Genomic DNA, 22,979 nt, shown 5'->3' on the forward strand with positions numbered 1-22,979 from the left:
CGCCGCCACTCCCCTCACGACCCCGGAGACCTTCATGACCGCCCCCGCCGCCTTCGTCCCCGCCCGTCTGGCCAGGCTGGCCGGCGTCGAGGCCCGCCTGTTCCTCCGGGAGCCGGTCGCGGTGTTCTTCGCCGTGCTGCTGCCCGCGGCCCTGCTGCTCGTCCTCGGCTTCTCGATCCCCGGCTTCCGCGACCCGGACCCCGCCCTCGGCGGGCAGCGGGTGGTCGACGTGCAGCTGCCCGGGATGATGGTCCTGCTGTCGGTGGTGACGCTCGCGCTCAGCACGCTGCCGACCGCCCTGGTCGTCTACCGGGAGCGCGGCGTGCTGCGCCGGATGTCCACCACGCCGGTGCGCCCGTCCGCGCTGCTCGGCGCGCAACTCGTGGTCAACGCCGTCGTCGCGGCGGCGGCGACGGCGCTGACGCTCGCCCTCGGTCACGTGCTGCTGGGCACGCCGTTCCCGCGGGCGCCGCTCGGGTTCGCCGCCGTCTTCACGCTGGGCTGCCTGGCGATGTTCGCGATCGGGCTGTGCCTGGCCGCCGTGTCGCCGAACTCCCGGATCGTCCAGGGCGCGGGGGCGGCCGTGATGTTCCCGCTGCTGTTCCTGGCCGGCATGTGGCTGCCCCGTCCGCTCATGCCCGAGGTCCTGCGGCGGATCAGCGACGTCACCCCGACCGGAGCCTTCGGCCAGGGCCTGCTCGACGCCCTCGCCGGCCACGGCCTACAGCCGCTCCACCTGGCCGTGCTGGCCGGCTGGGCGGCGGCGGCCGGGCTCGGCGCGGCCCGCCTGTTCCGCTGGGAATGAACGGCCCGGGGACGACGGGCGATTACCCGGCGGGTAATCGCCCCGCCTCACGGACGCCGGATAGCGTCGGGGACGTGACAGCGGCGCACATCTTCCAGAGACCCTTCGGCGAGCTGCTCCGGCAGTGGCGCGAGCACCGGCGGCTCAGCCAGCTGGAGCTGTCGGTCCAGGCCGAGATCTCCACGCGGCACCTCAGCTTCCTGGAGACCGGCCGGGCCAAGCCGAGCCGCGACATGGTCCTCCACCTCGCCGAGCACCTCGACCTCCCGCTCCGGGAGCGCAACCACCTGCTGCTGGCCGGCGGGTACGCCCCGGTCTACGCCGAGTCCGCCCTCGACTCCCCGCGGATGGCCGCCGTGTGCGAGGCGATACGGCGGCTGCTGACGGCCCACGACCCGTACCCGGCCGTGGTGGTGGACCGCAACTGGGACCTGGTCGACGCCAACGCCGGGATCGGCCTGCTCAGCGAGGGCGTCGACCCCGATCTGCTCGCCAACGTGCTGCGGGCGAGCCTCCATCCCGAAGGGCTCGCGCCGCACATCGTGAACCTCGGCGAGTGGCGCGCCCACCTGCTCGGCCGGTTGAGGAGGCAGATCGCGGTCACGGCGGACCCCCGGCTCGGGGAGCTGTACAAGGAGCTGTGCGACTATCCCTGCGACCAGCCGGAGCCCGAGGTCGAGCTGCCGGGGCCGGGCGACATCCTGGTGCCGCTGCGGGTGCGCCGGGCGGGCCGGGAGCTGTCGTTCTTCAGCATCGTCGCCACGTTCGGCACCCCGCTCGACGTGACGGTGTCGGAGCTGATGATCGAGTCGTTCTACCCGGCGGACCCGGCCACGGCCGCGTACCTCCGCGACACCGCTTCGTGACCCTGCCGCGCTTCCACCCGATCGTCCTGACTTGTCACAATTCGCCAGGAAGATGACGATCAAGCACAGGAGGCAAGGAGTGCCGACCAGGGTGCTCACCCACGCGTTCCACGTGGACGCGGTCCCGGACAAGGTGTTCGACCACCTGACGACGCCGGAGAACTACATCGGCCTGTCGCCCCTCGTGGTCGCGGTCAGGGACGTGGACCGCTCCGAGCCCAGGGTGATCCGCTACACGGCGGTCGAGCGCTTCCGGTTCCTCGGGGTCGTCACGCACGACAACCCGATCCGGGTGGCCCTGCACACCGACGGACTCGCCGTCCACGGGGAGGTGCGCAGCCCCGGCGGGGTCCGGATGGCCTACCGCTTCGACCTGTCCCCGGACGACTCGGGGACCCGCGTCGACGACCGGCTGGAGCTGTCGGCCCCCTGGTTCCTGGTGGGGTACGCCGCGGGACAGGCGCGCAAGGTCCAGCTGGCCCGGGCGGGGATCCTGGCGGAGCGCCTGTCGGCCGGCTCCGCCGCGACCCCCGGCTGACCCCGCCCGTCAGGGAATCAGTCCTGGCTCTCGCGGTCGAGCTCGACGAGGCCGAACCCGAGCTGGCTGTACAGCTCCAGCTGGTCGAAGTACTCGCGGTGCGTGACGATCCGGCCGCCCTCGACGTACGACAGGCAGGACGCGCGGAGGGTCACGTGGCGGCCGGTGGCCCGCAGCTCACGGCCGTCGGGCAGCAGGAAGGGGCCGGCGTGGGTGCCGGTGATCGTCCACTCGGAGACGGCGGGATCGTCGCAGTCGACCTCCAGCCACGGGGTCTGGCAGTAGTCGGGGAAGCCCTTGAACAGCTGCTCGTAGATCCAGGCGATCTGGTCGCGCCCCTCCGCCACGCCCGCGGGGCAGACCAGGACCGCGTCCGGGCTGTAGCACTCCAGGACGGCGTGCAGGTCGTGCACGTTGATCGCCTGGCACAGCCTGTGCTTGACATCCCATCCGGTGGACATCACGATCCCCTTCGCGGGCCGCTGTCTCGACGCTACCCATTGGTACGTAAGCGACAAACCACAAAGATGTCGCATATCGCCCATAGAAGGCTTACCGGCCTATCTCGGACGCCGAGGCAAGATCAATCAGGCGTCGCCCCAGCCCGGCCGGCGTGAGAAGCTGGAGCCCCAAAAGTCCGGAGAGGTGCCTCATGCTCGTGCTGGCCCACGTGAGCGACATCCACATCGACGGGAGCGAGCGGAACACGGCGCGTGCCGCGCGGGCCCTCGGGTACGCCCGGAGCCTGCGGCCCGACGCCCTCGTGCTCACGGGGGACATCGCGGACCACGGCGCGCCGCAGGAGTACGAGATCGTGCGCGAGCTGCTGGCGGACGACGACACGCCGCTCGTCCTGTGCCCGGGCAATCACGACAGCCGCGGCGACCTCCGCAAGGCGCTGCTGGGCCTGGACGGCGACCAGCCCGTCAACCAGGCGCTCAACCTGCCGAGCGCCACGATCGCCCTCTGCGACTCCAGCATCCCCGGCCGTCCGGAGGGACGGCTGGATGAGGACACGCTCTCCTGGCTCGACTCGGTGCTCACGGCCACGCCGGGGGTGCCCGCCTTCGTCGGCATGCACCACCCGCCGGTCGCCCTCGGCATCCCGTACGTCGACGAGATCGGCCTGCGGGAGCCCGACGGGCTGCGGGCGGTGCTGGAGGGGCACCCGCACGTGGTGGCCGTCCTGGTCGGTCACGCCCACACGGCCGCCGCCACCACGTTCGCCGGGCTGCCGCTGCTGGTCGCCCCCGGCGTGGTCAACACGGGCCTGCTGCCGTCGGAGACCTCGGCGCTGCCGCCGATCGACGGCGACCTGCCGCCGGCCGTCGCGATCCACGTGCTCGACGACGGCCGGATCACGACCCACTACCGGCCGGTTCTCTGACCTCGGGGCTCACCCGCCGGGGCTCACTCGTCGGGGATCCATGAGCCGTGGAACCCGGCGGGCACCCGGCGCGGCAGCCGTACGGACGCCACCGCCGTCAGGTCGGACGCGTCGAGCACGCGCAGCTCCGCCTCGTGCTCGGAGCCCACGATCGACAGCAGCCAGCCCTCGTCCTCGCCGCCGCCGTCGGCCGGCACGAACACCGCCTCGCCCGGCGACCGCTCGCCGGTCTCGTGGGCGAGACTCGCCCCGGTCTCCGTGTCGTACTTCACGACGGCGTCGTCCGCGACCGCGTAGACGTAACGGCCGGTCAGGCCGGTGCGGGCGTCGTTGATCGTCGGGAACTCCACGGCGCGGTCGTCGAGCCGCTCGTCCTTGGCGACGCCGGTGGCCGGGTCGAGCACCCAGCGGTGCAGGGCGGCGCCGCCCGTCTCCGCGGCCGGGTTGGCGCTGCCGCCGATGCGCGGCCACAGCGTCGCGAACGCCCCGGGCGAGTAGCGGACCGCGTCGACGACGACGCGCCCGTGCTCGTCCTCATGGGCGTTGCCCACGTGGAACACGTAGCAGGGGTCGACGTCGAACCACCGCACCGGGCCGCCCTCGCGCGGCATCACGCCGAGCCGGGCTCCGTACCCGTCGTCCCACCGGTACGGCAGGCCGCGGCCCACGAAATCCACGTCGAAGACCACCGGCAGGTCGAGCCAGATCACGTGGCCCCGGGTGATGGCGAAGTCGTGCATCATGGTCGGCCCCGGCACCGGGATCTCCCGGCTCTCCACCAGCTCGCCCGCCGACGAGAGCCGGTGGTAGGTGAGGTACGGCTCGGCGAAGCCGTACCCGAAGAAGTGCAGGTCGCCGGTGAGCGGGTCCTCCTTCGGGTGGGCGGTCATGGCGGTGGTGAGCCGGCCGCCGAAGTCGCACGGGCCGACCGTCTCCAGGTCCGGAGTCATCTCGTACGGCAGGCCGTTCTCGACGAGCGCGAGGATGCGGTCGGCGTGGCGGACGACGTGCGTGTTGGCCGGCACGGCGGTCCGGTCGATCCCCGTGTCGGTGATGAAGCGGCCCTCCCCGGCGAGGAGAGGGGTGCGGACCCACCGGTTGCGGTACCACTCGGCCCGGCCGTCGCGCAGCCGGATGCCGTGGATCATGCCGTGGCCGGTGAACCAGTGACCCGGGTCCTGCCCGGGCAGCGGGTTGGGGCCGTTGCGGAAGTAGCGGCCGGACAGCTCGGGCGGCAGGGACCCCGAGACGGGCAGGTCGAGCGCGTCGATCTCGTCCGGGACGGGGGCCAGGAGGCCGGTGAGGTAGGCGGCGGTCGTCATGGCTGGACTCCTGTCAGACGGCGTAACGGGCGCGGACGATCCGGGGGTAGCGGAGCGTGAAGATCGCGGGGATCACGAACGCGCAGACCTTGACGGCGACGATGGCGACCGCGGCGTGCGGGGCCACCGCGTACAGGACCGCCAGGGCGAGCGCGTCGAGCGTGAAGGCGGCCGCCCACACGGCGGTGATGACGGCGTTGACCCGGTAGAACAGCGGCGAGGCGTGCACCTCGACCGGCGTCGACTGCCGGGCGATGCCCAGCGTGAACGGCCGGCGGACGGCGAGGGACGCCCAGGAGATCAGCGCCAGCCAGCCCACCGAGACGGCCGGGCCGTACGCCCCGAGAGGCGCCGGAGAGATCGTGAACGAGGCGATCACCAGGGCGGCGAAGAAGAGCGCCGAGCCGACCTCCAGAACAAGCTCGTCCCAGCCCCGCCCCGCCCGCCGGTCACCCGCGAGCAGCACGGCCGACAGCGCGAGCGCGGCCAGTGCGCCCCAGCGCGCCTCGGTGTCCGTGCTCAGGACGGCGAAGGCGATCCAGGGGAGGAAGGTGCGCAGGTAGCGGATCACGAGGGGTTCCTTCGAGACAACGACGTTCCATAAGTGACATGTCGAAGCTAGAACCTCCTGTAGCGACATGTCAACATAGGAAGGTAAGATTCGGAGCCATGAGTCTCCGTCACGCGATGCTCGGCCTGCTCACCGCCGGCCCGGCGAGCGGCTACGACCTGCTGAAAGTCTTCGAGATCTCGCTGAACCACGTCTGGCCCGCCACCCAGAGCCAGGTCTACGCGGAGCTCAACCGCCTCGCGGGCGCGGGGCTGGTCAAGGCCGCCGCCGAGGGCCCCCGGGGCCGCAAGGAGTACGCCATCACCGAGACCGGGATCGCCGAGCTGCGCCACTGGCTGACCGAGGTCGAGCCGCAGCGGACCCACCGCTTCGAGGCCCTGCTCCGGGTGTTCTTCCTCAGCGAGCTGGAGCCGGAGCAGGCTCGGAGCTACCTGGAACGGCAGGCCGTGGCCGCCGAGGAGGACCACGCCGGGCTGCTGGAGCTCCGGGAGTCCGTCAGCCAGGGCGACGACCCGCTGTCCCTCTACGGCAACATCGCCCTGGAATGGGGGCTGCGGTTCACCTCCATGCAGCGGGAGTGGGCCGAGTGGGCCGCCGAGCGTGTCGCGTCCCTCAACGACCTGCCCGCGCACCCCGCCGCCACCGCGCCACCCGGCGGAAGCCTCTCATCGGGAGCGCCACCGGCGGACGCGCCGCCCGCCTGAGGGCCGCCGAGGCCGCCGCCCGGGGACGACCTCCCGTGCCCCGCGCAACTTCCGCGCCCCCGCCCGCATCCAATGGCCGGACCGACCGGTCATGCACCGCGTGCTGGCCACCGACCCCGACCTCGGCGTCCTGCCGGACTCCCTGCGCGCGCTCGCGGCGGCCGCCCTCAGCAAGGAGCCGAACGAGCGGCGTCCTGCGCGAGGTGCCCGTCGCCCCCTCCCTCCAGGCGGCCGCCGTCTGCGCCCGCGCCGGGCGTACGCTGACGGACGCCGAGTGGCGCCGGCACTTCCCCGGCGTGCCGTACCGGGACGTCTGCGCCTGACCGCGCTCCCGATGTCGATCCGCGGGCCGGCCGTTCGTCGGGTTGACGTCGAAGGGAGACCACCGCATGAAGTACATGCTCCTGATCTGCACCGACCACACCGTGGACGACGTGCCCGAGGTGCCCGCCGGAGACTGGGCCGACGAGATGAGCCGCCGGGGCGTGCGCCTGGACGGCAACCGCCTGCGGCCCCCGAGCGACGCCACCACCGTCCGCGTCCGCGGCGACGAGGTCCTGGTGGCCGACGGGCCGTTCGCCGAGACCAAGGACCTCATGGCCGGCTACGACATCATCGAGGTGGCCGACCTCGACGAGGCCGTGGAGGTGGCGGCCGCCCACCCGTTCGCGAGGTACGGCCAGATCGAGATCCGGCCGTACTGGCTGCCCTGACGCCGCTACTTGAGCGTGCTGCCGACGACGGCCGGCTTCCCGGCGCCCTTGTAGAAGACGCCCGGGTAGCCCGCCGTCTCGAACCCGGCGCTGCGGTTGTTCCGCAGCGCCGACCGCTCGATCCGCAGCGTGCCGGTCATGTCGTTGCTGACGAAGAAGATCGCCCCGCCGCCCTCCCTGGCGGAGTTGCCCTGGATCAGCGAGCCCGCGATCCGCACGGTGTACCGGTTGCCGTCGGTGTAGATCGCCCCGCCGCTGCCGCCGCCCGGGGTGCCGCCGCGCGCCGGGTTCGCGCCCCGGCCGACGGCCCGGTTGTAGGTCAGGACGCTGTTCAGCACGACCCAGGAGACCCCGATGCTGCTGAGCGCGCCGCCGTTCGAGCAGACGCCGCCCTTGCCGGGGGCGCCGCCGAACGTGCTGCCCACGACGTAGACCGGCTGGTCGTGCGACTGGTCGAGCACCCGGATCGCGGCGCCGCCGACGTCGGGGCCGGTGGCGTCGCAGCGGTTGCGATAGAACCGGGAGTTCACCACAGCGAACCGGCCGCCCCTGACGAAGATCGCCCCGCCGCCCCCGCCGTCGGTCCGCTGCCCGGTGGCGTTGCCGTCGGCGAAGGTCAGGTTCTGCACCGTGAGCCGGGGCTGCTCCTGGTCGTCGCAGTGCGACGTGGTCCACCCCTGGGCCTTGTCACAGGTGTTCATGTACAGGATCCGCCGGACGCCGCCGCCGCTCAGCGTCACCTTCCCGCCGCCGTCGAGCACGACGCGGGCGCTCGCGTTGCGGACCTTGGCCGTCGCCGTCATCCAGATCGTCACGGGCTTGGGGCCGCAGGAGAAGCGGATGATCCCGCCCTTCGCCACCGCCGCGACCACGGCCCGCGACGTGCAACTGCCCGGCGTGCCGTTCCCGATCACCCGCGTGGGGTGCGAGGTGTCGACCGGCCGTCCGGCCGGCGGCACCGGCACGGCCCCCTTCGCGTTCGCCTGCCTGGCCGTCGCGGTGTTCACGGCGGTTGTGCGGGTCGCGGTGCTCACCGTGCGGGCCGTCCCGGCGGTCGCGGCGTACGACGGGGGCACGGCGGCCTGGACGGCGACCAGGGACAGCAGCGTGGCGGCGGTGACGGCTCCGCGCGGGAATCGCATGGGCCGACTCTACTGCCGCCCCTTTGCCCTCACTCGCCTCTTTCGTTTACTCCCGCGGTCAGTGAGTGGCCATGTCCACGAATCGGCTGTAGTGCCCCTGGAAGGCCACCGTCACCGTGGCCGTGGGGCCGTTGCGGTGCTTGGCCACGATCAGGTCGGCCTCGCCCGCGCGCGGCGACTCCCGCTCGTACGCGTCCTCCCGGTGCAGCAGGATGACCATGTCGGCGTCCTGCTCGATGGAGCCCGATTCACGGAGGTCCGACACCTGAGGGCGCTTGTCGGTGCGCTGCTCAGGGCCACGGTTGAGCTGGGAGATCGCGATGACCGGCACCTCGAGCTCCTTGGCGAGCAGCTTCAGCGCCCGGGAGAGCTCGGACACCTCCTGCTGACGGCTCTCGGTCTTCTTCGGCGAGCTCATCAGCTGGAGGTAGTCGACGATCACGAACCGCAGGTCGTGGCGCTGCTTGAGCCGCCGGCACTTGGCCCGGATCTCCATCATCGACATGTTGGGCGAGTCGTCGATGAACAGCGGCGCCTCGGCCACCTCGCCCATGCGGCGGGCCATCCGCGTCCAGTCGTCGTCGTTCATCATGCCGGAGCGCATGGTGTGCAGGGCCACCCTCGCCTCGGCCGACAGCAGACGCATCGTGATCTCGTTTCGCGACATCTCCAGCGAGAAGATGACGGTGGTCATTCCATGCTTAATCGCCGCAGACCGTGCGAAATCTAGACCAAGGGTGCTTTTGCCGATGGCAGGTCGAGCAGCCACAACGATCATCTGGCCGGGGTGGAGGCCGTTCGTGAGGGCGTCGAGGTCCTGGAAGCCGGTGGGGACGCCGACCATCTGGCCGCCGCGGCTGCCGATGGCCTCGATCTCGTCGAGCGCGGACGGCATGATCTCGGCGAGGGGGAGGTAGTCCTCGGAGGTGCGGCGCTCGGTGACCTTGTAGATCTCGGCCTGCGCGCGGTCGACGAGCTCGTCGACCTCCTCGCCCTGGCCGCCGTACCCGTAGGAGACGATGCGGGTGCCGGCCTCGATGAGGCGGCGCAGGACGGCCTGCTCCCGCACGATCTTGGCGTAGTAGCCGGCGTTGGCCGCCGTGGGGACGATGGCGGTGAGCGTGTGGAGATAGGCGCCGCCGCCGACGCGGGCGACCTCGCCGCGCTTTTGCAGCTCGTCGAAGACGGTGACGGAGTCGGCGGGCTCGCCCCGGCCGTACAGGTCGATGACGACGTCGAAGATGATCTGGTGGGCGGGGCGGTAGAAGTCCTCGGCGCGCAGCACCTCGATGACGTCGGCGATCGCGTCCTTGGACAGCAGCATGCCGCCCAGGACGGACTGCTCGGCCTCGATGTTGTTCGGCGGCGTCCGCTCGAACGACGATTCCGATCCTCCCGAACCTCCCGGGAAGTCGAGCACGCTCACCTCACACCCCCTTGCGCAGCCGCCCCAGCGTCCTCAGGTCGGTCCGCCAGTCTCCCGGTCCACGCCCTCATCGGGCAACCCGGCCTGTCGACAAGGGTGTGGATAACATGTGCAGACTCCCCGTCAGCCCTGGGAAAACCTTGGGGACAGCCCTGTGGACAAGATGGTCGCCCTCGCCGAGAAGCGGGCCTGACCAGCGGAATCGATGTCCACCAGCTGTGGAGAAAAGAAAGTCGGGAAGACACGCCGATACCGATCGGGCATGGGGCGGTAAGCCGCAAAATAGGGTTATGCCGCTTACCACCGGGGCTGGCCGGACCGTCCGGCAAAGCCGGGCCCACGACAGGGAGATCCTCAGGCTGGCCGTCCCGGCGTTCGGGGCCCTCGTCGCCGAGCCGCTCTTCCTGCTCACGGACTCCGTCATCGTCGGCCGCCTCCCCGATCCCGCGCTCGGCGCTCTTGGCGTGGCCAGCGCGGCCCTGTCGGCCCTGGTGGGCCTGTGCGTGTTCCTCGCGTACGCGACCACCGCGGCCGTGGCCCGGCGGCTGGGTGCGGGGAACGTGGGGCAGGCGATGCGCCAGGGCGTGGACGGCCTCTGGCTGGCGGCCGCCATCGGCCTGGCCGTCTGCGCGGCGTGCTGGCCTCTTGCGCCATTTATCGTACACCTGTTCGGAGCGGCGGACCAGCTCGCCGCGCTGTCCGTCACGTACCTGCGGGTCAGCCTGCTCGGCGTCCCCGCGATGCTGGTGGTCCTCGCGGGCACGGGCGTGCTGCGGGGGCTGCAGGACACGCGGACGCCGCTGGCCGTGTCCGTCGGGTCGTTCGCGCTGAACGGCCTGCTCAACCTGTGGTTCGTGCTCGGTCTCGGCTGGGGGATCGCGGGGTCCGCCTGGGGGACCGTGGTCGCCCAGACCCTGTCGGCGGCCGTGTACGTCGTGCTGGTCGTGCGGCAGGCCCGCCGGCACGGCGCCTCCCTGCTGCCCGACCTGGCGGGCGTGCGCGCGGCCGGCGCCGCCGGCTTCGCCCTGGTCGTCCGTACGGCGAGCCTGCAGATCGTGCTGCTCGTGGCCACGTCGCTGGCGACCCGCATGGGCGAGGAGCAGATCGAGGCGCACACCATCGCGGCCCGGATCTGGACGTTCCTGGCGTTCGCCCTCGACGCGATCGCGATCGCGGGGCAGGCGATCACCGGCCGGACACTGGGCGCGGGCGACGTGGCGGCGACCCGGGCGGCGACGCGGCGGATGGTGCTATGGGGCGTGGTCTGCGGCGTGCTGTTCGGCGCCGTGTTGCTGCTCGCGCGGCCGGCGGTCCCCGGTCTGTTCGGGGCCGGCCCGGCCGTCGCCACCCAACTGGAGGCCGCGCTCTGGCCGGTGGCGCTGCTCCAGCCGGTCGCGGGCGTGGTGTTCGTGCTGGACGGGGTGCTGATCGGCGCGGGCGACCAGCGCTACCTGGCCTGGGCCGGGGTGGCGACGACGCTCGCCTACCTGCCGTTCGCGGCCCTCGCGGGAGGTCTCGTCACGTTGTGGCTGGCGCTCGGCGTCTGGATGCTGGCGCGGCTGGTCACCCTGACCGTCCGGGCGCACGGCGCGGCGTGGCTCGTCACCGGCGCCTGAGCCGCCCCGCCGGGCCCTCACGCGAGCAGGGCCCTCGGGAGGTGCCGTCACAGCGACCCCCGGCGCCGGGAAAGCCGTCACATCCGCCGGGCCTCGAGGATCCGCTGGAGGAACCCCCTCGTCCGGGCATGCTCGGGGGCCGTGAAGATCTGCTCGGGCGAGCCGCGCTCCAGCAGCACGCCGCCGTCGAGGAAGCACACGGTGTCGGCGATGTCGCGGGCGAACCCCATCTCGTGAGTGGCGAGGATCATCGTCATCCCGGCGTCCTTCAGCTCCCGGATGACGCCGAGCACCTCGGTGACCAGCGCGGGGTCGAGCGCGGAGGTGACCTCGTCGAGCAGCAGCAGCCGGGGCTGGGTCGCCACGGCCCGGATCACCGCGACCCGCTGCTGCTGGCCGCCGGACAGCCGGTCGGGGTACTCCCCGGCCTTGTCCGACAGCCCGAACCGGTCGAGCAGCTCCCTGGCCTGGTCTTCGGCCTCCCGCGGCCGGACGCCGTGGACCCTGCGGGGAGCCAGCGTGATGTTGTCGAGCACGGTCATGTGCGGGAAGAGGTTGTAGGACTGGAAGACCATCCCGATCCGCTTGCGCACCTCGTCCGGATCGGCCCGCACGTCCGTGATCTCGGCGCCGTCCAGGAAGATCGCTCCGTCGTCGATCGTCTCGAGCAGGTTCACGCAGCGCAGCAGCGTCGACTTGCCCGAGCCGGACGCGCCGATCAGGCAGACCACCTCGTGCGGCGCCACCTCCAGGTCGATGCCGCGCAGGACGCTGTGGTCGTGGTACTGCTTCCAGACGCCGTCGATCGTCAGCAGGCTCATATGGTCCCGCCTCCCGTGCGCCGCCGTGCCGTACGGGCGGCGAGGTGGTCGGTGAACCGCGCCATGGGCACGGTCAGGGCGATGAACAGCAGGGCCGACGTCAGGTAGGGCGTGTAGTTGAACGACGACGCCGCGTGGATCTGGGCCTGCCGGAGGGACTCGAGCGGGCCGAGCACCGCCACGAGCGCGCTGTCCTTCTGGAGCGAGGCGAAGTCGTTGAGCAGCGGCGGGACGACCCTGCGGACCGCCTGCGGCAGCACGACGTGGCGCATGGTCTGCCCGTGGGTCAGCGCCAGCGAGCGCGCCGCGGCCCGCTGACTGGGATGGACCGACTCGATGCCCGAGCGGAAGACCTCGGCGACGTACGACCCGTACGACAGCACGAGCGCGATGATGCCGAGAGTGACCGGGTCGCTGGGTGCGCCCTGAAGCTGGAGCGCCGGGACGCCGAAGCCCACCAGGTACACCAGCAGGATCACCGGGACGCCGCGGAAGACGTCCGTGTACAGCACGGCGAGGGCGCGCAGCGGGAAGAACACCGGCGAGCGCAGGCCGCGCACCAGCGCCACGAGCAGCCCCAGTATCAGGATCAGCACCTCGGCGATGAGGAAGATCTTGATGTTGAGCAGGAAGCCGCGCAGCACGTCGGGCAGCGCCTCGGCGAACGCGCCCGGGTTCAGGAACGTCTCCTGGACCCGCGGCCACCCGGGCGACGCGGTCACGGCGACCACCAGGACGACGGCCGCCAGCACCGTGGAGGCCGTGGCCACCGTCGCCGACCTCCGGGACCGGGCGCGCAGCTCCGCCTCGCGGCGCACCTGCCGCTCGCTCTTCACCCACTCCGCCGCCGAAGCTCCCGCCTCCCCGTGGCCGTGGAGGGGGGACGCGCCGTCCGTCCGGGCTGAGGCGCCCGCGCGGCCGTCCGTGGAGGACGCCGGTGAGCCGGACTCGCCATGCGTGGAGGACGCCGGAGCGGGAGCGGCCGCCGGTGCGCCGGCATCGCCGCCCGGGTGGGGCGCCGGGACCGGCACCGCCGATGCGCCGGCCTCGTCGTCCGTCACTTCAGCTCCGGCGCGCCGGCGGCGGCGGTGAGCCACTGGCTCTCGATCCCGGCGAGCTCACCGGACGACTTGAGCTCGCCCAGCGCCTTGTCCACGCAGGTCACCAGCTTGCTGCCCTTCTGGAACAGCAGGCCGAACTCCTCCGGGGAGCCCGAGGCCGCCGAGATCTGCCCGACGATCTTCGACCCCTTCACCTGGGCGGCGGTGACGTAGAAGGCGGTGGGCAGGTCGACGACGATGGCGTCGATCTGCTTGTTCTTCAGCGCGTTGACGGCGTCGACCTGCTGGTTGAACACACTCGGGTCGTTCGTCGGCTTGATCACCTGCCGGACGGCCTCGAGCGCGGTGGTCGCGGCCTGGACGCCGATCTTCACGTCCTTCAGCTCGGCGAGGCTGGTCGCCCCGGCCGCCTTCGAGCCCTCAAGGGCGACGACGCCCTGCTTGACCGTGTAGTAGCCCTGGCTGAAGTCGACGGCCTTCGCGCGCTCGGGGGTGATGGAGACCTGGTTGATGTCGAAGTCGAACTGCTTGGGCCCGGGGGCGAACGACGAGTCGAACGGCACGACGGTCCAGCTGACCTGGTCCTTGCCGAACCCCAGCTTCTGGGCGACGGCGTAGGCGACGGCGCTCTCGAAGCCCTGCCCGTTTGAGGGGTCGTCGTCCTTGAACCACGGCTCGTACGCCGGCTTGTCGGTGCCGACCGTGAGCTTGCCGGGGGTCACGAGCGGGAGCGAGGCGGGGGAGCAGGAGGCCGAGGCCGAGGCGGCGGCCGAACCGGCCGCGCTCGCGGTCGTGGTGGAGGTGTCGGACGCCGGGGCGCAGGCGGCGGCCGCCAGCGTGAGTGCGCCGACGGCCAGCGGCAGGTGGGAACGGCGCATCTCGGCCTCCATCAAGGGTGTCATCTACGGATTCCGCGCATTTGGCTGGGGAAATACTAGCGTTCCGTAGTACCCCCGTTTACCTAGTGGGATGGACGACATTGTTGCGTTTCGGTGGAGAAACGCGAAGGACCCCTCCCGAGACGGGAAGGGTCCTCCGACGAGCAGGTGTCAGGCGCCGACGACCTCGACGTCGATCGTGGCCGCCACCTCGGGGTGGAGCCGGACGCTGACCTTGTGGGTGCCGACGCTCTTGATCGCGTTGTCGATCACGATGCGGCGGCGGTCGAGCTGCGGGCCGCCGGCGGCCTTGACGGCGTCGGCGATGTCGCCCGTCGTCACCGAGCCGAACAGCCGGCCGGAGTCGCCCGCGCGGGTCGTGAGCCGGACCTTGAGGGCGCCGAGCCTGCCGGCGACCTCCTTGGCCGAGCCGAGGTCGCGGATCTCCCGGGCGCCGCGCGCCTTCTTGATGGAGTCGATCTGCGTCTCGGCGCCGCGGGTCCACCGGATGGCGAAGCCGCGCGGGATGAGGTAGTTGCGGCCGTAGCCGTCCTTGACCTCGACGACGTCGCCGGGGGCGCCGAGCCCGGAGACCTCAGTGGTGAGGATGAGCTTCATGTCCTGAGTCTCCTTTCTCAGCGCGCCGTGCTCGTGTACGGCAGCAGGGCCATCTCACGGGCGTTCTTGATAGCGGTCGCCACGTCGCGCTGGTGCTGGGTGCAGTTGCCCGTCACCCGGCGGGCACGGATCTTGCCGCGGTCGGAGATGAACTTCCGCAGCAGCGCCGTGTCCTTGTAGTCGACGTAGGAGATCTTGTCGTGGCAGAAGAGGCAAACCTTCTTCTTGGGCTTGCGAACTGCCGGCTTCGCCATCGTGGTGCTCCTTTCAGAGCCCCGCGTGATGCGGGAATGGTCGCTCGGTTTTCCTGTGGTGATGAGACGGGGAGAAGGCCCCTTAGAAGGGCGGCTCGTCGCTGAAGTCGCCGCCGAAGCCGCCGCCCTGCTGGCCGCCGCCGAAGCCGCCGCCCTGCTGGCCGCCACCGAAGCCGCCGCCGCCCTGGGGAGCGGGGGCCGCGGTCGCCCACGGGTCGTTGGCCGGTCCGCCGCCGAAGCCGCCGCCCTGGCGGGCGGTCTTGTTGACCTTCGCCGTCGCGTTGCGCAGCGAGGGCCCGACCTCGTCGACCTCGACCTCGTAGACCGTGCGCTTCTCGCCTTCCTTGGTCTCGTACGACCGTTGGCGCAGCCGTCCCTGGACGATGACCCGCATCCCGCGCTGCAGGCTCTCGGCGACGTTCTCCGCCGCCTGACGCCAGACGTTGCAGGTGAGGAACAGGCCCTCGCCGTCCTTCCACTCGTTGGTCTGCTTGTCCAGGAACCGCGGAGTGGATGCGATGCGGAACCGGGCCACGGCCTGCCCCGTCGGGGTGAAGCGCAGCTCCGGGTCGTCGACAAGGTTGCCGACGATGGTGATCGTGGTGTCGCCTGCTGCCATCGGTCGCTTTCGCCTTCCTATCCCGTCAGCTGAGCCGTGTAGGGCTCAGAGTACGGCCAGAGCCCGACAAAAAGCCGGGCTTCCGGTACTGCTCAGTGAAGCTCGGGGCGGAGGACCTTGGTGCGGAGCACGCCCTCGTTCAGGTTGAGCTGACGGTCCAGCTCCTTGATCGTGGCGGGCTCGGCGGTCAGGTCGACCACGGCGTAGATGCCCTCGGACTTCTTGGCGATGTCGTACGACAGCCGGCGGCGGCCCCAGACGTCGACCTTCTCCACGGTGCCGCCGTCGTTGCGGACGACGGTGAGGAACTGGTCGAGCGAGGGCTGCACGGTGCGCTCGTCGAGGGACGGGTCGAGGATGACCATCATCTCGTAGCGACGCATAGGTGTATCCAACCTCCTCTGGACTCTTGCGGTCACGACGCTCTGCCGTGACAGGAGGACACTGCGCGGGCGCCGGAGGCGGTCACCGCCGCCGGGACCCATATCAGACGCAGCCGAACAAGGCTATCAGCCCCTTGGCCGTGCGCCGCCCGGAGAGTGAAACTGAAGCTGAGAGGGGGTGCGCGGTCTATGCGACACGTCATCGGCACGGGGCGGAGCCTGTCCTTCCGTCTCACCCTGAACACCGACGGAAGGCCGCATCCGCTGGAGAACGCCATGACGATCGCCACGCTGGCGCTCGGGCTCGTGGCGTTCGTCACCGGGTTCGTCGTGAGGGCTCACGTGGTCGCGGCGTGGACGGGGGCGATCGGCTTCTGGGGCGGCCTGTACGCCCAGTACGTCTCGTCGACCACCGCCCAGCGTTCGCTGATCATCGTGGGGGTGGTGGGGTCGTTCGTGGGGGTGGCGCTGGGGATCGCCCATGGAGGGTTCGTTCCCAAGCCCTGACGGTGGAACCGGCCCCGCGCGGCTTCGCGTGGAAGCCCCGTCCCGCGCGGGAGGGCGCCGGCGGCCGGGGTCATCCTCCGATGTGCAGATCGACGCCGAGGAGGACGAGGAACCACAGGAAGATGGCGAGCAGCGCCTGGGCGATCTGCTTGAGCAGGGTGGGGGTGAGGTAGTGGTGGACCCAGGCCACGTAGAGGCCAACGAGGATGTAGATCAGTAAGAGGAAGCTGCCGACGCGATATCTCATGCTCGTCTCCTTGTATCATCGGCGCGCGGGGAGCAGGGCGCGTTCGACGTGCGACTGCCCTGGCGCGCCCTCTTGAAACGCTCTTGGACAGGGCCTAGAGTTCGCCCTTCCGCGTTCGGCGGCCTTCCTGCGGTGACGCCCGACACGCGAGTGATGGAGGAACCGGGATGGACACGCACCACGGCGAGGAGCGCCCCCGGCGCATCGGAGCCCACGTCGACCAGGACGACCCGCTGGCCCACGCGGCGGCCCGCGACGCCGACGTCGTGCAGTTCTTCCTGGGCGACCCCCAGGGCTGGAAGAACCCGGTCGTCCCGGCGTCCGCCGACGCCCTGCGCGCCTCCGACGTCGACGTCTACGTCCACGCGCCGTACGTCATCAACGTGGCGACCGCGAACAACCGCATCCGCATCCCCAGCCGCAAGCTCCTCGACGGCCACCTCAAGGCGGCCGCGTCCATCGGCGCCAAGGGGCTGATCGTGCACGGCGGCCACGTCAACGCGGGCGACGACCCGCAGATCGGCTTCGACAACTGGCGGAAGGTCTTCGAGCGCACCGAGTGCCCGATCCCCGTCCTGATCGAGAACACGGCGGGCGGCGGCAACGCCATGGCCCGCAAGCTCGACCGCATCGCGCGCCTGTGGGACGCGGTCACCGCCGGCGCCCCCGACCCGTCCGTGATCGGGTTCTGCCTCGACACCTGCCACTTCCACGCAGGAGGTGAGGAGCTCGTCGGCGTCGTCGAGCGGGTGAAGGCGATCACCGGCCGGATCGACCTGGTCCACTGCAACGACTCGCGCGACGCGTTCGACTCGGGGGCCGACAGGCACGCCAACATCGGCAGCGGGCAGATCGACCCCGAGGTCATCGTCGAGGTCTGCCGGGCCGCGGGCGGGGCGCCGATCGTGGTCGAGACGCCGGCCGAGGGCCAGGCCGACGACATCGCGTTCCTGCGCAAGCACCTGTAGCACTTGTCCACAGGCTGTGGACGAATCTCTGGATTGGCGAGGTCACCGGACGGGTAGGGACTCCTGGTTCGCCGCCTCGTCCTCGGCATGCGCGCTTCGCCGGGTGTCGCGCCACAGCCGCACGAACGACACGACCGTGGCGGCGAGCAGGACCAGGTTGCGGGCGACCAGCACGAGGGTGCCCGGCAGGTCGCCCTTCCAGCTGTAGTCCTCCTCCATCCACGGGTACATCACCCCGGTCAGGAGGCAGGAGACCAGCACCAGCCACGCGGCCGGCCGCTGCCCCGGGCCCGGCCGGTCCCGCCGTACGGACAGGGCGACGGCGGCGACGCCGAGCACCCAGATGAGGTACTGCGGCGACAGCACCCGGCTGGTCAGCACGAGGAGGAGCACGGTGGTGAGCGCCGCGTCGTAGTAGGACAGCGCGCTCGGGGCGGCGCGCAGCCACCAGACGGCCATCAACGCCAGCGCGGCCGGGGTGGCGACGAGGCTCACGGTCTCCGCCGTGCCGACGCCCGCGCCCACCGCCTCCATCGCGCCGTGCTGGTAGGTGGTGAAGCCGTCCCACCACCCCACGGCCCGGGCGAACGCGAACGGCGTGGCGGCCAGCGACTCGATCTGCAGGCCGCGGTCCTGCTGCGCGGTGAGGAAGTCGAGGGCGTGCGGCATCGCGAGGGCCGCCACGACGCAACCCACGACCGCGACCGCGACCGCCGACCCGCCGGCCGTCAACAGCTCGCGCCAGCGGCGCAGCCCGGTCAGCAACGCGACCGGCCAGACCTTGACGATCAGCCCGATCCCGATCAGCGACCCCCGTACGGCCGGGTCGGCCGACACGGTCAGCGCGAGGACGGCGACCAGCGTGACCATGAGGTCGTAGCGCGAGATCAGCAGCGGCCCGAGCAGGGCCGCGCCCACGGTCCAGGCCCACAGGCCGGTGCGGCCCGCCCCTTCCCGGAGGGAGAAGCGCCACAGCAGCACGAGGATGGCCAGGTCGCAGACGACGGCCAGCAGGTAGAAGCCGATCCGGTAGCCGAAGGGCAACAGGTGGGGCGCGAGCATGGGCAGCGCCGCGAACGGCGGGTACTGCCACTTGTCGTCGCCCGCGGGGAACTCCCCGCGGAGCAGGACGCCGGACCACTCCCGGTAGAGCTCGACGTCGTTCTCGAACGAGCCGGTGTGCCCAACGGGGACGACCTGCGTCGCCGCGAGGAAGAGCGCGGCCCGGGTGAGCGCCCAGACCAGCAGCACCAGCCATGGCGGCCTGTGTCGCACCTGCGCCCCCACCCCCGTGTCCCGCGGCGTTCGCCGGCTCACTTGTCTCCCAAGGCTACGGTGCGACCCGGCGGTCACCGCCACCACACGAGCGGAAGATCCGATGAAAGTTTCACGTGCCGGGCACCTCCCGGCGCGCCCGCGGCCCGCCTCAGACGGGTCTCAGGCCGGTCTTACTCGACGGTCGCCGCGGCCCGGGACCGCAGGGCGAACCTGTCCTCGGCTCGGTTGAACACCCCGCCCGACTGGTCGTCGATCCCCGCCTGGCGGACCACGTCGTGCTCGGGCCGCAGCACGTCGCGGACCACGAGGGCCATCAGGACCACGATGGTGATCGCCCGCGCCCACACCGACAGGAAGTAGGGCAGGTCACCGATGCCGAGGGCCTCCTGTCCCGGGGTCTGGCCGACGAGGTAGAGCCAGATGGAGAAGAAGTACCAGCACTCGGCCGCCTGCCAAGCCGCCAGCGCCCCCCAGCGCGGCCTGGCCAGCACCGCGAACGGCACGAGCCACAGCACGTACTGCGGCGACCACACCTTGTTGGTGATCATGAAGGCGGCCAGCGCGAGGAAGCACAGCTGCATCAGGCGGGGCCGGCGCGGCGCCGCGAGGGCGAGCACCGCCACCCCCGCCAGCAGCACGGCGAGCGCGGCCATGGCCATCGTGTTCAGGTGCTCGGCGTCCGCGAGGAACCCCATCTGCCTGCGCTGGAAGAAGAACCAGAGCCCTCCCCAGTCGGCCCCGCGCTCGCTGCTGAAGGCGTAGAAGCGCTTCCAGCCCTCGTAGTTCACCGCCATGATCGGCACGTTGACCGCGAGCCAGGCGACCGCGGCCGCGGCGGCCGTCTTGAGGAACGGCACCCACTTCCCGGTGCGCACGGTGAGCAGGAACAACGCCCCGAAGAACATCAGCGGGTAGAACTTCGTGGCCACGGCAAGGGCCAGCAGCACCCCCGCCAGGTACTGCCGCTCCCGGGACCACGCCAGCAGCCCGCCCAGGGCCAGCGCCCCCGCCGCGAGGTCCCAGTTGATGTACGCGCACAGGATGACGGCCGGGCCGACCGCGTACCAGAGGGCGTCCCAAGGGCGGGTGCGGCCGGCCAGGGCGGCCGTCAGCAGCACCCCTACGACCAGGGAGATCCCCATGAGGGCCACGGTGATGTCGTAGAACGCGACCCCGTCGCCCCCGGCGAGGCGCCGCGCGAACTCCATGATCCCGCCGATCCCGACCGGATACTCGACCGGGTAGTCGACGTACGGGATCTTGCCCTGGTCGAGGTGCTCTCCCCAGAAGAGGGGGTAGATGTCCGTGTAGCAGAAGTGGGTGAACTGCCCGACTCCGCCGTTCCAGACGCCCCCGAACCTGCAGGGGTACTTCCACAGGTACGCGAGGACGGCGCCGACCCCCGCGAGAAGCCCGAGCGGCAGGTACGGCACGGCCCGCCCGGCGACCATTGGCAGCGGGCCGGAGGCGTTCGAGGTCCGGGTCGTCATGGTCGGTATTGCATCATTCGAGGCCGCTCGTTGGCGACTTCGCCATGCGGAAACCCGCGATACCGGAATCGCGCCGAGCCCTCCGGCCGCCGTCTCGCCGCCGTACCGACGCCGTACCGACGCCGTACCGACGCCGTACCGACGCCGTACCGACGCCGTACCGACGCCGTACCGACGCCGTGGTCCGCCGCCGTCTCGACGACACGGACGAGGGAGGGGGCCCGGACGCGGTCCGGGCCCCCCAGCACCGCCATGTGCCCTACTGGCCGGATCTCCGGTTGCCGGCGCCCGAGGGCGAGGTGACCGGGGTCGAGGCGGGCGCGCCGGTCCCGCCCGTGCCGCCGCCCTGGTTGGGGCCGGTCGGGTTGGAGCCGGGGTTGAGCTGCAGCCCGCCGTCGTCGTTGTTGCAGGACAGGTCGCCGGGGACGCAGCCGCCGGGCCCGTTGCCGCCACCGGGCCCGTTGCCGCCGGGCCCGGGCGGGAAGTCCGTCGGGAAGTCGGTCGGGAAGATGTCCGTCGGCGTGGGCGAGGGGGTCGGCGTCGGGCTCGGCACGATGTTCTCCGGAGTGCCGATGCCGGACTTCGGCGGGAAGTCCTTGACCGGCTTGCCCTGCAGCGCCTCCATCATGAAGGTGCGCCAGATCGTGGTCGGCGCGTCGGCGCCCTGGAAGCCCAGGGACACCTCCTTCGGATGGGTGTACGGGTTATTGGGGCCGTACTTCTTGCTCGGCTTGCCTCCCGGAGTGATCGGGCAGTTCGAGTACTCCGGCTGCACGATCTTGCCGCTGTCCGTGCGGCACTGCTCCCGGTACATGCCCACCGCGGCCGACAGCTGCGGAGTGAAGCCGACGAACCAGGCTTCCTTCTCGTCGTTGTTGGTACCGGTCTTGCCGGCGGCCGGACGGCCGATGCCCTTGCCCGCCGCCGTACCGACCTTGAGGACCTGCTCCATCGCGGTGACGGCGTCGGCGGCCGACTCCGGCGAGATCACCTGGCGGACGTCCCGCTTCTCCGGGAAGACGACGGTCTTGCCCTGCCGGACCTCCTGGATCACGTGGTAGTCCACGTGCTTGCCCTCGTTGGCGAAGATGGAGTAGCCGGCGGCCTGCTCGACCGGGGTCACGCCGACGCTGCCGATGGCGAGCTGGTAGCCGTGGCCGTGCGCCCCGCCCACGCCGTTCTCGTCCTCGTCGATCGCCTTCTTGCTGATGCCCGCGGCCTCGGCGATGGACCGGACGTCGTCCAGCTTGCCGGGCAGCGCGAAGGCCATGGACGCGAACGCCGTGTTGATCGAGTGGGCGGTCGCGTAGGTCACGTCGATCGACGAGGGGACGCGCTCACCATTTGTGATCTTGGTGGTGCCCGGGAGCTCCTTCGGGACGGTCTCGCTGCCCGGAACCCAGCTGTTGAGGCTGAAGCCCGCGTCGAGCCACGCCGCCAGGACGTACGGCTTGAACGCCGATGCCGCCTGCTTGCGTGAGTCGAAGGGCTCGTTCCACGGGTCGTGGATGTAGTTGTCGCCGCCGTAGAACGCGAGGACGCGCCCGGTGGCAGGGTCCACGGCGGCCAGGCCGGCGTGGAACTCCTTGGACATCGGGGTGGTGGTCGCCTTGACCGCCCTCTGCGCGGCCTGCATGAGCTTCTTGTCGAACGTCGTGATGATCTTGTAACCGCCCGACTCGACGTCCTCCCGGCTGAGGTTGCGCGTCGTCCGCAGCTCGAAGAGCGCCTGGGTGATCATGTAGCCCTTCAGGCCGCCGAACTCCTGGGAGGGGCGCGCCTCCCGCGGCTTGGGGAACTTGGCGGTGGTGGTGATGTTCGGATACTTGGGCTTGCCGTTCTCGTCGACCATCTGGGACATGCCGGAGACGACGTAGGCGAAGCGCTCCTGGGTGGGCTTGTAGTCGCCCTCGGACTCGGCCTTGTCGAAGTTGCCCGGCTGCTGGATGCGGCCCGCGAGGTAGGCGCCCTCGGCCACGGTCAGCTTCTTCGCCGGCTTGTTGAAGAACTCCCGGGCGGCGGCCTCGATGCCGTAGGTGTTGCGGCCGAACGGCACGGTGTTCAGGTAGTACTCGAGGACCTTGTCCTTGCTCCACTCCTTGTCGAGCTTGACGGCGATGAAGATCTCCTTGACCTTCCGCTTGATCGTCTGCTCGGTGCTGAGGCCCTGGAAGTAGTTGCGGGCCATCTGCTGGGTGATGGTGGAGCCGCCCTGCGTCTGCTGGCCGGTCGCCGTCATCCACACCGACCGGGTGAGACCGCTGAGGTCGATGCCCGAGTCCTGGTAGAAGCTGCGGTTCTCGGCCGCGACCACGGCGTCGCGGACGTGCTGGGGCACCTGGTCGATGGTGATGGCGACGCGCTTGGTGCCGAGGCGGGCGATGACCTGGCCGTCGTGGTAGTAGAACGTGCTGCCCTGCGCGATCGCCGTCTCCTGCGCCTCCTTCTCGGTGGGCAGCGGCGTGTTGATGTACGCCACGGCGATCATGCCGAAGAGGCCGGCCGCCAGGACGACGGCGCTCGCGAGGACGATCTTCCAGTTGGGCAGGAAGCGCTTCCAGCCCCTGCCGTCCGGCTCGGGCTCGTCGTCGAAATCGCGCGGGTCGCGGGGCCCGCGGCCGCCGGGACCACCCGGCCCGCCAGGCCCGCCCGGACCGTCGGGCCCACCTGGACCGCCGCGGGCACGGCGTCCCGGGGCGCGGCGACGGCCGCCGCTCGGCATCATCTCCGTGCCCTGGTCGTCCTGGCCGCGCCGGAAGCCGCCC

At 71.3% G+C, this 22,979-nt stretch carries 25 protein-coding genes; 9 read left to right on the plus strand and 16 right to left on the minus strand.

Annotated elements, in window-relative coordinates; translation table 11 throughout:
* The first annotated feature begins 34 nt into the window (after positions 1 to 34).
* The 3 genes from MPTA5024_RS15475 (at position 35) to MPTA5024_RS15485 (ending at position 2,209) form a co-directional block, all read left to right on the plus strand.
* Complete coding sequence (locus MPTA5024_RS15475) at positions 35 to 805, plus strand: ABC transporter permease (RefSeq protein ID WP_051458427.1); 771 nt, start codon at positions 35 to 37, stop codon at positions 803 to 805.
* A 74-nt stretch (positions 806 to 879) separates the two neighbouring features.
* Positions 880 to 1,671 carry a helix-turn-helix domain-containing protein gene (locus tag MPTA5024_RS15480; RefSeq protein WP_051458215.1) on the plus strand — a complete coding sequence of 264 codons (792 nt, stop codon included), beginning with the start codon at positions 880 to 882 and terminating at the stop codon, positions 1,669 to 1,671.
* Positions 1,672 to 1,750: 79 nt separating this feature from the next.
* Positions 1,751 to 2,209 carry an SRPBCC family protein gene (locus MPTA5024_RS15485; RefSeq protein ID WP_036324727.1) on the plus strand — a complete coding sequence of 153 codons (459 nt, stop codon included), beginning with the start codon at positions 1,751 to 1,753 and terminating at the stop codon, positions 2,207 to 2,209.
* Positions 2,210 to 2,226: 17 nt separating this feature from the next.
* On the opposite strand, the gene MPTA5024_RS15490 is transcribed toward MPTA5024_RS15485, so the two are convergent.
* Positions 2,227 to 2,670 (minus strand): ester cyclase, encoded by a 444-nt coding sequence (locus tag MPTA5024_RS15490; RefSeq protein ID WP_036324728.1) that lies wholly within the window; start codon positions 2,668 to 2,670, stop codon positions 2,227 to 2,229.
* 191 nt (positions 2,671 to 2,861) lie between these two features.
* Between MPTA5024_RS15490 and MPTA5024_RS15495 the strand changes: the two genes are divergently transcribed.
* Entirely contained in the window at positions 2,862 to 3,596 is a 735-nt protein-coding gene (locus MPTA5024_RS15495; protein WP_036324729.1) for a metallophosphoesterase, read from the plus strand.
* A 23-nt stretch (positions 3,597 to 3,619) separates the two neighbouring features.
* Here the strand turns inward: MPTA5024_RS15495 and MPTA5024_RS15500 are convergent, their stop codons facing one another.
* Together MPTA5024_RS15500 and MPTA5024_RS15505 are read right to left on the minus strand one after the other, a co-directional pair.
* Positions 3,620 to 4,918 (minus strand): carotenoid oxygenase family protein, encoded by a 1,299-nt coding sequence (locus MPTA5024_RS15500; protein WP_036324730.1) that lies wholly within the window; start codon positions 4,916 to 4,918, stop codon positions 3,620 to 3,622.
* 13 nt (positions 4,919 to 4,931) lie between these two features.
* A complete protein-coding gene (locus tag MPTA5024_RS15505; protein ID WP_157099486.1) occupies positions 4,932 to 5,489 on the minus strand; it encodes a hypothetical protein in 558 nt (185 codons plus the stop codon).
* A gap of 98 nt (positions 5,490 to 5,587) precedes the next feature.
* Between MPTA5024_RS15505 and MPTA5024_RS15510 the strand changes: the two genes are divergently transcribed.
* Together MPTA5024_RS15510 and MPTA5024_RS15515 are read left to right on the plus strand one after the other, a co-directional pair.
* Positions 5,588 to 6,193 (plus strand): PadR family transcriptional regulator, encoded by a 606-nt coding sequence (locus tag MPTA5024_RS15510; protein ID WP_051458216.1) that lies wholly within the window; start codon positions 5,588 to 5,590, stop codon positions 6,191 to 6,193.
* Between the two features lie 389 nt (positions 6,194 to 6,582).
* Entirely contained in the window at positions 6,583 to 6,906 is a 324-nt protein-coding gene (locus MPTA5024_RS15515) for a YciI family protein (RefSeq protein WP_036324731.1), read from the plus strand.
* Between the two features lie 5 nt (positions 6,907 to 6,911).
* On the opposite strand, the gene MPTA5024_RS15520 is transcribed toward MPTA5024_RS15515, so the two are convergent.
* Positions 6,912 to 8,048, minus strand: coding sequence for a hypothetical protein (locus tag MPTA5024_RS15520; RefSeq protein ID WP_198167171.1), 1,137 nt, complete (start codon positions 8,046 to 8,048; stop codon positions 6,912 to 6,914).
* Between the two features lie 58 nt (positions 8,049 to 8,106).
* The gene (gene dnaB, locus MPTA5024_RS15525; protein WP_036324732.1) at positions 8,107 to 9,474 is read right to left on the minus strand and encodes a replicative DNA helicase; all 1,368 of its coding nucleotides are present in this window, start codon (positions 9,472 to 9,474) and stop codon (positions 8,107 to 8,109) included.
* A gap of 290 nt (positions 9,475 to 9,764) precedes the next feature.
* Between dnaB and MPTA5024_RS15530 the strand changes: the two genes are divergently transcribed.
* Entirely contained in the window at positions 9,765 to 11,090 is a 1,326-nt protein-coding gene (locus tag MPTA5024_RS15530) for an MATE family efflux transporter (RefSeq protein WP_036324733.1), read from the plus strand.
* 77 nt (positions 11,091 to 11,167) lie between these two features.
* Here the strand turns inward: MPTA5024_RS15530 and MPTA5024_RS15535 are convergent, their stop codons facing one another.
* The 7 genes from MPTA5024_RS15535 to rpsF form a co-directional block, all read right to left on the minus strand.
* On the minus strand, positions 11,168 to 11,911 hold the full coding sequence (locus MPTA5024_RS15535; RefSeq protein WP_036324734.1) for an amino acid ABC transporter ATP-binding protein: 744 nt from the start codon (positions 11,909 to 11,911) through the stop codon (positions 11,168 to 11,170).
* Complete coding sequence (locus MPTA5024_RS15540) at positions 11,908 to 12,747, minus strand: amino acid ABC transporter permease (protein ID WP_036326327.1); 840 nt, start codon at positions 12,745 to 12,747, stop codon at positions 11,908 to 11,910. Before MPTA5024_RS15540 ends, MPTA5024_RS15535 begins: the two co-directional genes overlap by 4 nt.
* Positions 12,748 to 12,968: 221 nt before the next feature.
* Complete coding sequence (locus MPTA5024_RS15545) at positions 12,969 to 13,874, minus strand: ABC transporter substrate-binding protein (RefSeq protein ID WP_036324735.1); 906 nt, start codon at positions 13,872 to 13,874, stop codon at positions 12,969 to 12,971.
* A gap of 147 nt (positions 13,875 to 14,021) precedes the next feature.
* Positions 14,022 to 14,468: a 50S ribosomal protein L9 gene (gene rplI, locus MPTA5024_RS15550; RefSeq protein WP_036324736.1), complete on the minus strand. Its 447-nt coding sequence runs from the start codon at positions 14,466 to 14,468 to the stop codon at positions 14,022 to 14,024.
* 17 nt (positions 14,469 to 14,485) lie between these two features.
* On the minus strand, positions 14,486 to 14,722 hold the full coding sequence (rpsR, locus tag MPTA5024_RS15555) for a 30S ribosomal protein S18 (protein ID WP_036324737.1): 237 nt from the start codon (positions 14,720 to 14,722) through the stop codon (positions 14,486 to 14,488).
* 82 nt (positions 14,723 to 14,804) lie between these two features.
* Positions 14,805 to 15,341 carry a single-stranded DNA-binding protein gene (locus MPTA5024_RS15560; protein ID WP_036324738.1) on the minus strand — a complete coding sequence of 179 codons (537 nt, stop codon included), beginning with the start codon at positions 15,339 to 15,341 and terminating at the stop codon, positions 14,805 to 14,807.
* A 92-nt stretch (positions 15,342 to 15,433) separates the two neighbouring features.
* Positions 15,434 to 15,724, minus strand: coding sequence for a 30S ribosomal protein S6 (gene rpsF, locus MPTA5024_RS15565; RefSeq protein WP_036324739.1), 291 nt, complete (start codon positions 15,722 to 15,724; stop codon positions 15,434 to 15,436).
* A gap of 189 nt (positions 15,725 to 15,913) precedes the next feature.
* Here rpsF and MPTA5024_RS15570 point away from each other — a divergent pair, with 189 nt between their 5' ends.
* Positions 15,914 to 16,231 (plus strand): hypothetical protein, encoded by a 318-nt coding sequence (locus MPTA5024_RS15570; protein WP_051458217.1) that lies wholly within the window; start codon positions 15,914 to 15,916, stop codon positions 16,229 to 16,231.
* Positions 16,232 to 16,301: 70 nt separating this feature from the next.
* Here MPTA5024_RS15570 and MPTA5024_RS42190 read toward each other — a convergent pair whose 3' ends face one another.
* Complete coding sequence (locus MPTA5024_RS42190; RefSeq protein ID WP_198167172.1) at positions 16,302 to 16,478, minus strand: hypothetical protein; 177 nt, start codon at positions 16,476 to 16,478, stop codon at positions 16,302 to 16,304.
* A 167-nt stretch (positions 16,479 to 16,645) separates the two neighbouring features.
* Between MPTA5024_RS42190 and MPTA5024_RS15575 the strand changes: the two genes are divergently transcribed.
* Positions 16,646 to 17,446 (plus strand): deoxyribonuclease IV, encoded by an 801-nt coding sequence (locus tag MPTA5024_RS15575; protein ID WP_036324740.1) that lies wholly within the window; start codon positions 16,646 to 16,648, stop codon positions 17,444 to 17,446.
* A gap of 42 nt (positions 17,447 to 17,488) precedes the next feature.
* Here the strand turns inward: MPTA5024_RS15575 and MPTA5024_RS15580 are convergent, their stop codons facing one another.
* The 3 genes from MPTA5024_RS15580 to MPTA5024_RS15590 all read right to left on the minus strand — a co-directional run.
* Complete coding sequence (locus MPTA5024_RS15580) at positions 17,489 to 18,721, minus strand: glycosyltransferase family 87 protein (protein ID WP_157099487.1); 1,233 nt, start codon at positions 18,719 to 18,721, stop codon at positions 17,489 to 17,491.
* A gap of 173 nt (positions 18,722 to 18,894) precedes the next feature.
* Positions 18,895 to 20,214, minus strand: a complete 1,320-nt coding sequence (locus tag MPTA5024_RS15585) for a glycosyltransferase family 87 protein (RefSeq protein WP_036324741.1) — start codon at positions 20,212 to 20,214, stop codon at positions 18,895 to 18,897.
* A 259-nt stretch (positions 20,215 to 20,473) separates the two neighbouring features.
* Positions 20,474 to 22,979 (minus strand): transglycosylase domain-containing protein (locus tag MPTA5024_RS15590; protein WP_051458219.1); only part of this gene is annotated, 2,506 nt, incomplete at its 5' end.

The organism is Microbispora sp. ATCC PTA-5024, from assembly GCF_000511135.2.
GTDB lineage: Bacteria > Actinomycetota > Actinomycetes > Streptosporangiales > Streptosporangiaceae > Microbispora > Microbispora corallina.